General features: G+C 64.6%; 5 protein-coding genes. 2 read left to right on the top strand and 3 right to left on the bottom strand.

Going from position 1 to position 4,857, the window contains the following annotated elements; translation table 11 throughout:
- Window positions 1-82 precede the first annotated feature (82 nt).
- Together ACK59X_RS07700 and ACK59X_RS07695 are read left to right on the top strand one after the other, a co-directional pair.
- On the top strand, window positions 83-1,231 hold the full coding sequence (locus ACK59X_RS07700) for an IS481 family transposase (protein WP_409956300.1): 1,149 nt from the start codon (window positions 83-85) through the stop codon (window positions 1,229-1,231).
- Between the two features lie 223 nt (window positions 1,232-1,454).
- Window positions 1,455-2,726, top strand: a complete 1,272-nt coding sequence (locus ACK59X_RS07695; RefSeq protein WP_409956299.1) for a M20/M25/M40 family metallo-hydrolase — start codon at window positions 1,455-1,457, stop codon at window positions 2,724-2,726.
- 74 nt (window positions 2,727-2,800) lie between these two features.
- Here ACK59X_RS07695 and ACK59X_RS07690 read toward each other — a convergent pair whose 3' ends face one another.
- From ACK59X_RS07690 to ACK59X_RS07680, 3 genes are all read right to left on the bottom strand, one after another.
- Complete coding sequence (locus tag ACK59X_RS07690) at window positions 2,801-3,760, bottom strand: 2-hydroxyacid dehydrogenase (RefSeq protein ID WP_409956298.1); 960 nt, start codon at window positions 3,758-3,760, stop codon at window positions 2,801-2,803.
- Window positions 3,761-3,824: 64 nt separating this feature from the next.
- Complete coding sequence (locus ACK59X_RS07685; protein ID WP_409956297.1) at window positions 3,825-4,286, bottom strand: nuclear transport factor 2 family protein; 462 nt, start codon at window positions 4,284-4,286, stop codon at window positions 3,825-3,827.
- Between the two features lie 141 nt (window positions 4,287-4,427).
- Window positions 4,428-4,857, bottom strand: a 430-nt coding sequence (locus tag ACK59X_RS07680) for a dihydrodipicolinate synthase family protein (RefSeq protein WP_409956296.1), incomplete at its 5' end; no start/stop codon positions are given.

The following is a 4,857-nucleotide window of genomic DNA, read 5'->3' as shown; positions in this document are numbered from 1 at the left end:
CTGTATAGACCGGGGACATAGGAAACAGGTGTGCGAAGACATAGGAAACACTTCTGCTTTGCGTTCGCAAGGGAGAAGCCCCATGGCCTGGCAACCGAAAGACCTTATGGACGTCAAGCGTGAGTTCGTGGAACTTGCAATGCAAGAGGGCGCCAACCGGCGCGAGCTGTGCCGCCGCTTCGGTATTGGAGCCAAGGCCGCGTATGCCTTGCTCAACCGATTTGCCCAAGAGGGTCCAGCTGCATGCATCCCACGTTCGCGACGACCATTGACGAGCCCTACACGCACGGGCTTGGCGATGGAGCAAGCAGTAGTGGCACTGCGTCAGGAGCACTCTGCCTGGGGTAGCCGCAAGATTGCCCGCCGCCTGGCGGATTTGGGCCACACGCAGGTCCCCTCTGCCAGCACCATCACCGCCATCCTGCACCGCCATGGCCTGATCGCAGCCCAGGCCAGCCTGGACGCTACGCCCTGGCAGCGGTTTGAACATGAGTTGCCCAATTCCTTGTGGCAGATCGACTTCAAGGGAGACTTCGCTTTGGCCCAGCGGCGCTGCTATCCATTGACGCTGCTGGACGATCACTCGCGCTTCAACCTTGCCTTGCAAGCGTGTGCCAGCGTGGGGGCTGCCTGCGTAAAGCCCCATCTGATCCGGGTGTTCGAGCGCTATGGCATGCCGGTGCGCATCAACGCGGACAACGGTGCACCTTGGGGCAGTCCGCGCCTGGCCGGTCATGGCCTGTCCGAACTCAGCGTATGGCTGATCCGACTGGGAATCGGGGTCAGCCACAGCTCCCCCTACCATCCCCAGACGAACGGAAAGATCGAACGCTTTCATCGCTCGTTCAAGGCCGAGGTGCTGGCTGGACGAAGCTTTAGCGACCTGCATGAGGCTCAGCTCGCCTTTGAGCGTTGGCGCAGCGTTTACAACCATGAACGCCCGCATGAGGCCTTGGGAATGAAGCCTCCGGACAAGCGCTACCAGCCTAGCTGCAGAACCTACCCCAGCAGCCTGCCAGAGATCGAGTATCCGCAAGGGGATACCGTTGCAGTAGTCAAGCACAACGGTGAGGCGGTGGTGCATGGGCACAAGATCAAGGTACCCAACTCCCTGTTGAGGATGCCTATTGCATTCAGATCTGATCCAGGCCGTGATGGGGGGCTCGACGTGTTCTTCTGCCACCAACGGTTTATGCAATTGGACACGGACTACAAAACCATCTCCAATTGAGCGGGATGTGTTTCGTATGTCCTGGCACACCTGTTTCCTATGTCCCCGGTCTATACAGCGGCCCAAGAGAAAGTTACTGCGCCGCCGGGCGCACATCCCGGCCTCCGCCCTGAATCAAAGCATGCTTTAAAAAAAGCCGAGGCATGCGGCAACCAGCAAAGCAACCGCCATCAGCAACATAATTAGCCTTCGCCATTCACTTGCCGCTGCCAGCAGTCCAACCATGCCCCATCCCCTCCGCCCCCTGATCGCCTCCCTCTCCCTGGCCTTCGCCGCCGCCATGGCCCACGCAGCCCCCGTGGCCGACGTGCACGCCCTGGCGCAAAAGGAACAGCAACCCCTGCTCGACACCTTGCGCGACCTGGTGCACATCGAATCGGGCAGCAAGGACATCGAAGGCCTGAACCAGATCGCCGAGCGCATCGCCGCCCCGCTCAAGCAACTGGGCGGCACGGTGGAGGTGCTGCAGACCAGCGATGTCTACCGCCTGGACGACACGCCCGAGAAGGTGGGCCCGGCCGTGCAGGCCGTGTTCAAGGGCACGGGCAGCAAGAAGATCATGCTCATCGCGCACATGGACACGGTGTACTTGAAGGGCATGCTCAAGGACCAGCCCTTCCGCATCGACGGCGACAAAGCCTATGGCCTGGGTATCTCTGACGACAAGCAGGGCATCGCCCTCATCATCCACACCATCGCGCTGCTGCAAAAGCTCAACTTCAAGGACTACGGCACGCTCACGGTGCTGGTCAATGGCGATGAAGAGATCAGTTCGCCTGGCTGGCGCAGCACCATCACCCGCGTGGCGGCCGAGCACGATGTGGTGTTCTCATTCGAGGGCGGCGGCACCGACGGCACGCTGCGCCTGGCCACCAGCGGCATCGGCGCGGCCTACCTCACGGTGCAGGGCAAGGCCTCGCACGCAGGCGCCAAGCCCGAAGACGGTGTGAATGCGCTGTACGAGCTGTCGCACCAGCTGCTGCAGATGAAGGACTTGTCGAAGAACGACGAAGGCCTCAAGCTCAATTGGACGGTCTCCAAGTCCGGCACCAACCGCAATGTGATCCCCGCCGAAGCGACTGCCCAGGCCGATGCGCGTGCGCTCAAGGTGGCCGACTTCGACGGGCTGGAAAAGGCGCTGCAGGAGAAGATCAAGACCAAGCTGCTGCCCGCCTCCAAGGTGGACGTGAAGTTCGAGGTGCGCCGTCCGCCGCTCGAAGCCAGCGAGGCTTCGCGCCGCGTGGCCGGCTATGGCAAGGTCATCTACCAGGAGCTGGGTCTGCCCCTCGCCGTGGTCGAGAAGGCCACGGGCGGTGGTACCGATGCGGCCTTCGCTGCGCTCAAGACCAAGGGCGCCGTGGTGGAGGGCATGGGCCTGTCGGGCTACGGTGCCCACTCCAACGATGCCGAGTACGTGCAGGTCAACACCATCGTGCCGCGCCTGTACCTGGCCGCGCGCATGATCATGGACATCTCCAAGGGCGTCTTGAAGTAACAGGGATGGTGCGCCCCTGGCGGCGCGCCTTGTCTCGGCCCTCGCCGGCGCATGCCGGTGGGGGCTTTTTTATGTCAGGTGACCGGTACCGGCACGCGCACGGCGCCTGTGGCGTAAAAGGATTCCAGGTTCTCCAGCACCAGGTCGGCCATGGCGCGGCGGGTTTCGTGCGTGGCGCTGGCGGTGTGCGGGGTCAGGACCACGTTGTCCAGGTCCATCAGGGCGGCAGGCACCTGGGGTTCGTCCTCGAACACGTCTAGCCCGGCACCGGCGATGCGCTTGTGCTGCAGGGCCTCGACCAGCGCGGCCTCGTCCACCACGGTGCCACGCGCCACGTTGATCAGGTAGCCCTTGGGGCCCAGGGCATGGAGCACCTCACGGTTGACCAGGTGGCGCGTGGACGCGCCGCCGGCCACCGTGAGCACGAGGTAGTCGGCCCACTCGGCCAGCGCCAGCAGCGAATCCAGTCGCGGCAGGGTGGAGCCTTCGACAGGGCGGCGGTTGTAGTAGCCCACCTCCATGCGAAAGCCGGTGGCGCGCTCGGCCACGGCCAGGCCGATGCGGCCCATGCCGACGATGCCCAGGCGCTTGCCCGACACGCGCGTCAGCGGCGCATAGCGCGCCTTGGGCCATTCGCCGCGGCGCACGAAGCGGTCGCTCGCGGCCACGCCGCGCGAGACGTCGAGCATCAGCGCAAACGCCATGTCGGCCACGCAGTCGTTGAGCACATCGGGTGTGTAGCCCACGGGGATGCCCCGCGCCTGGCAGGCGGCGATGTCCAGTGCGTCGAAGCCCACGCCGAAGCTGCTCACCACCTGCAAGTTGGGCAGGGCCGCGATTACCTCGCCCTTGAGGCCGATGGAGGCCGAGGTGGCCACGCCCGTGAAGCTGGCACCGTGCGCAGCCCGAAAGGCGGCCGGATCGGCCTGGTCGGACAGGCAGACCACGTCGTAGCGGGCGGCCAGGTCGGTCTCCAGGGCGGGCAGGGGAAGGCGGGCGATCTGCAGGATGCGGGGCTTGGAGGGCTGGGTCATGAAGGGGAGGGGAGGGAGGCGGTCCCTGGCGCTGGACCGCCGTTGCGAAAGGCGGGCTGCAATCTTACGTCGCGACGCGCACGGCCTGGCGGGCCAGCAGTTTCCAGCTGCCGCCTTGCTGTTGCCATACACCCAGGATCTTGATCTGCACCTTGCCGGGCTTGCCCGAGTCGTTGGTGTCGGCCGTGAGCGTATGGCGCACGATGGCCGTGTTGCCCACCACCTTGATGGTCTGGTCGGTGATGGCGATGGTCACGAAGTCGGACTTGCCGGCGAGCAGGTCGCCGATGAAGCTGTCCTTGGTGTCCACCCGGCCGCCCGAGTGGCCATAGCTCAGGTCGTCGGCCACCAGGGGCGCGAGGGCCGCCTGTGTCGGGTCGATCATGGCCACGCGCAAGCGTTCGGCGGCTGCGGCCACAGCCTGCTCGGCCGAGGCCGACGAACCGGAGGCTGTGCTGCTGGCGCAACCGGCCAGGGCTGCGATGACCACGGCGGTGGCAGTGGCCATAACGATCTTCTTGAACATGCTGTCTGTCTCCATTGTTGTGTTTGCAAGGAGGGGCGTGCCGCGTCTACACCAGGCGGCCGGGCACGGCCAGGCGCCTGGAGATCAAGACTGGAAAAGGAAAAAAAGGGCCTGGGGAGTGATCCAGGCCCTTGCGTGGGCTTACTGCGGGCCGAGCTTGTCGATCAGCGCCTTGAGCTGCTCCATCTCAGCGGGCTTGAGGTCCGTCAGCGGCGCGCGCACCGGCCCCGCACCATGGCCCACCAGCTTGGCGCCGGCCTTGATGATGCTCACCCCATAGCCTTCCACCTTGTTGCGGATATCGAGGTAAGGCATGAAGAAGTCCTTGAGCAGCCGGTGCTGCGTGGCCATGTCGTCGGCCGCCACCGCCTTGTAGAACTCCATCGCCGTCTTGGGGATGAAGTTGAACACCGCCGACGAGTACACCGGCGTGCCCAGCGCCTTGTACGCGGCGGCATACACCTCGGCCGTGGGCAGGCCGCCCAGGTACGAGAAGCGATCACCCATCTTCATGAAGATCGAGGACATGGGCTCTATGTTGCCCACACCGTCCTTGCAAACGATCAGGTGG

The sequence above is a fragment of the Acidovorax sp. genome, assembly GCF_046339755.1.
Classification (GTDB): Bacteria; Pseudomonadota; Gammaproteobacteria; order Burkholderiales; family Burkholderiaceae_C; genus Acidovorax.
Note: the sequence above shows the minus strand (reverse complement) of the source record. Positions and strands in the feature narration are given on the sequence as shown.

What these genes read in the sequence shown, in the direction of transcription:
- ACK59X_RS07685 (WP_409956297.1), bottom strand. Translation starts at nt 4,286, where the DNA reads ATGTTCAAGAAGATCGTTATGGCCACTGCCACCGCCGTGGTCATCGCA.
- ACK59X_RS07695 (WP_409956299.1), top strand. Translation starts at nt 1,455, where the DNA reads ATGCCCCATCCCCTCCGCCCCCTGATCGCCTCCCTCTCCCTGGCCTTC.
- ACK59X_RS07700 (WP_409956300.1), top strand. Translation starts at nt 83, where the DNA reads ATGGCCTGGCAACCGAAAGACCTTATGGACGTCAAGCGTGAGTTCGTG.
- ACK59X_RS07690 (WP_409956298.1), bottom strand. Translation starts at nt 3,760, where the DNA reads ATGACCCAGCCCTCCAAGCCCCGCATCCTGCAGATCGCCCGCCTTCCC.